The following is a 3,132-nucleotide window of genomic DNA, read 5'->3' as shown; positions in this document are numbered from 1 at the left end:
GAGACGGCGATCACCACCTTCGCCGGGAAATACGGGGCCAAGTACGAGAGAGCGGTCACCTGCCTGGTGAAGGACCGGGACGCACTGCTGACCTTCTACGACTTCCCCGCCGAGCACTGGGACCACCTCCGCACCTCGAACCCCATCGAGAGCGTGTTCGCCACCGTCCGGCACCGCACCGTCCGGACCAGGGGCGCCCTGTCCCAGGACACCGCCCGGCTCATGGTGTTCAAGCTCGTCATGGCCGCGGCCAAGACCTGGCGCAGGCTGAAGGGCGAGAACCAGTTGCCCAAGCTCATCCAGGGCGTCACATTCAAGAACGGCGTCGAGGTCACCAACACGCCAGCACAGAACGCCGCCTGATCACCGCGTCACCCAAATTCCCGCATAGCTCGGTTGAGAAGCATGGGACACGGAGGCGCCGGTCGTGGCGGAAGCTCCACCTGGCGACCGACGCCGACACCGGCCGGATCGTCGCGTCGGTGCTGACGGACCCGGATGCCGACGATGGCTCGCAGGTTGGCCCGCTGCTTGAACGGAGCGACGGGCCCGTCGCTTCATTCACCGGCGACGGCGCGTTCGATCGTGACGACGTCTACGCCGAGGTAGCCGCGCGGCATCCCGATGCGGACGTCATCGTGCCGCCACGCTCGAGTGCCGTGCCGAGCGGCACTGCCGAGATCGACCCGACGCGGCGTGACCGCCATCTTCAGGCGATTGCCGAGCGCGGGCGCATGGGCTGGCAAAGGACGTCCGGATACAACTGGCGCGCCCTGGTGGAAGCCGACATCGCGCGATGGAAGCGCGTCATCGGTGACAGGCTGCACTCGGGAAGCAATGGACGTCAGGTGGCTGAGGTGGCCATCGCCGCGAATGCCCTGAACCGGATGCTGGATCTCGGACGCGCAGACTACGTCCGCATCGCATGATCCCGATGACAGTAGGGCATCATGCGTCCGTACCTCTGATCCATGCACCAGAGTGGTTCGATGTGCAATCTCCCCTGGTCCTTAACCGCCGCCCGCCACATCCGCCGCGCTGCGCGGGCCTCTCTCGCCCGTATGGCAACTGGCGAGAGAGGAGACTTACGCGCAATGTAGTTCTGAAGCCGCCGCTCAAACGAAATGACGGCCCTGCGTATTGCGCGTCGCTGAAGCTAGAGCTGGAACCGTAGCGCGCTGTTCACTTCCGTGACTGGCGGAACATCGCCCTTCATTCTGCAAGAACGTCCTTGACCTGCTTGGCGGGGGCAAAGGTCATCTTTCGCGAGGCGGCAATCTCGATCGCCTCTCCCGTCGACGGGTTGCGGCCTTGTCGCGGAGGAACCTGCCTGGTCTTGAATTTGCCGAAACCGGGGAGGTTCACCTCTTCCCCTGACTTGGCCGATTCAACGATGCCGGCCAGGACGGCCTCAACGGCCTTCTTTGCGATGCTCTTCTCAATGCCAGCGGTGGCCGATACGCGCTCGATGAGATCCGAAGTCTTCATGGTGGCCCTCGATGCTGTTTGGATTGAGCCGACGTGCCCGCATCATCGGTCGATGCGGAGCGAGCACTCCGCGGCGATCAGCTCGCCGACCTCGCGGCGCGGCGCCTGGCCTTCTTCGCACCGGCGAAGGCCGCGGTCTTGAGCGACGGGGCCGCCTTGAACTTTACCGTCGCGCCCGCCTTCACCGCCACCTTCTCGCCGGTGCGGGGGTTCAGTGCCGTGCGCTTCGGCGTCTCGCGCACGGTGAAGGCGCCGAAATCCGGCAGCGAGAAGCGGCCATTCTCGACGATCTGCTCCCTGATAGCGGCGATGATGTCGGCCGCCAGGCGCCCGGCGGCCACACCGTTCATGTCGGAAGACTGCTGGATGACGTCGGTGAGAAACTTCTTCGACATGGCTTGATTGTTGGACCTTTGCTCGTCGCCTGCTCCTTTGCAGGCAGAGAAAACTATCCTCTCCAGGAGGAAAGTACTACCCAGTGGGCATAGGGCCGCTATCTCAGCGGCTTCGTTCGAGCAATGCAAGCGGAACAGCGCTCGAACTTAATGATCGGGTCCGGGCAAGTAGAACGCCGCGAGGCGGGCAGACTGGACCTTCGCGCAGCAATGCACCGACACTCTTCGACCAGAGCACGCCATTTGTAGCCAGAGACCTTCTGCCGACCCATGCGGCCAAGTTCTGCGCTAACTCCGATGTGCCCGTCGCGCTGGGTCGGCGCGGTCTCGACCGCCTCGCACGGCACTTCGCCGCATCGTGGTGGCACGATCACCTCAACGTCCGGATGACGTGCCGTGACTTCGGCGTAAACGTCTTCTCGGTCGAATGCGCCATCCGCGGTGAACGATGCGACGGAATCATTGATCTGGTCGAGCAAGGGGCCGACCAGTGAGCTATCATCCACATCGTGGTCGGTCAGCATGGACGCGACGATCCGGCCCGTGTCGGCATCCGTGGCCAGATGGAGCTTACGCCAGCCCCGACGCGTCCTGGTGCCTTGCTCCTCGACCAGCTTCTCGCCGGGGCCGCAGAGTTTGAGCCCCGTGCTGTCCTTCAGCAGGTGCATGGGCTCTCCGCTCGACCTCGTTGCCGGCAGCGGCACCTCCAGTGTCTCGGCCCGGCGGCTGAGGGTGGACTGGTCCGGCATGGCCAAGTCAAGTCCGAGCAGCTGCAGGATGGACCCGATCAGCCCTTCGGCTGGCGCGGCGCCGGGCGAAACACGGCTTTCAGCGCCAGGGCCGTCGAGATCGCCAAGGCCAAATACGAGGGCTGCCCGCCCCGAGTGGTCCGCGGCTCGGCCTGCCATGCCGCGATCGCCGCCTCTGAAAACCACACCGTCAGGCTGCCTCGGGCACGCAAAGCGGCGTCATGCGCCGCCCAGTTCGTCAGGCGGTGCCGCTGTCGCGGGATGTGGTTCGATGGTCCAGGGTCGCTTTGAATAGCGAGCTGGGCGCCTCTGAGTGACCGTAGGGCATCGCCCCACCTTCAGCCTACCCGAGACCAGCCTCCGGACCGATCCCTGCAACATCTGTGGACGCCCCCTTCAGGGCAAGGGAAAACTTCAGAATTGCGGTGACGCGTAGTCGGATGCTGCCATCTGTCCGGCCTCTTACGCGGTCACGGACCGCCGGCCTGCATGGGAGTTCG

At 64.8% G+C, this 3,132-nt stretch carries 4 protein-coding genes and 1 pseudogene; 2 read left to right on the top strand and 3 right to left on the bottom strand.

Features of this window, described 5'->3' with window-relative positions; translation table 11 throughout:
* Both ACO1BU_RS36540 and ACO1BU_RS36535 read left to right on the top strand, forming a co-directional pair.
* Positions 1-363, top strand: a 363-nt coding sequence (locus ACO1BU_RS36540; protein WP_424140769.1) for a transposase, incomplete at its 5' end; no start/stop codon positions are given.
* Positions 258-929, top strand: coding sequence for a transposase (locus tag ACO1BU_RS36535; protein WP_424140770.1), 672 nt, complete (start codon positions 258-260; stop codon positions 927-929). The genes ACO1BU_RS36540 and ACO1BU_RS36535, both read left to right, overlap by 106 nt.
* 283 nt (positions 930-1,212) lie before the next feature.
* Here ACO1BU_RS36535 and ACO1BU_RS36530 read toward each other — a convergent pair whose 3' ends face one another.
* The 3 genes and pseudogenes from ACO1BU_RS36530 to ACO1BU_RS36520 form a co-directional block, all read right to left on the bottom strand.
* Entirely contained in the window at positions 1,213-1,488 is a 276-nt protein-coding gene (locus ACO1BU_RS36530; protein WP_424140768.1) for an HU family DNA-binding protein, read from the bottom strand.
* A 77-nt stretch (positions 1,489-1,565) separates the two neighbouring features.
* On the bottom strand, positions 1,566-1,883 hold the full coding sequence (locus tag ACO1BU_RS36525; protein ID WP_424140767.1) for an HU family DNA-binding protein: 318 nt from the start codon (positions 1,881-1,883) through the stop codon (positions 1,566-1,568).
* Between the two features lie 98 nt (positions 1,884-1,981).
* Positions 1,982-2,820 (bottom strand): annotated as a pseudogene (locus tag ACO1BU_RS36520) (IS5 family transposase).
* Positions 2,821-3,132: the final 312 nt, after the last annotated feature.

The sequence above is a fragment of the Roseomonas chloroacetimidivorans genome (genome assembly GCF_049629625.1).
Lineage (GTDB): Bacteria > Pseudomonadota > Alphaproteobacteria > Acetobacterales > Acetobacteraceae > Roseomonas > Roseomonas chloroacetimidivorans.
This window is presented reverse-complemented; position numbering and strand designations above follow the sequence as displayed.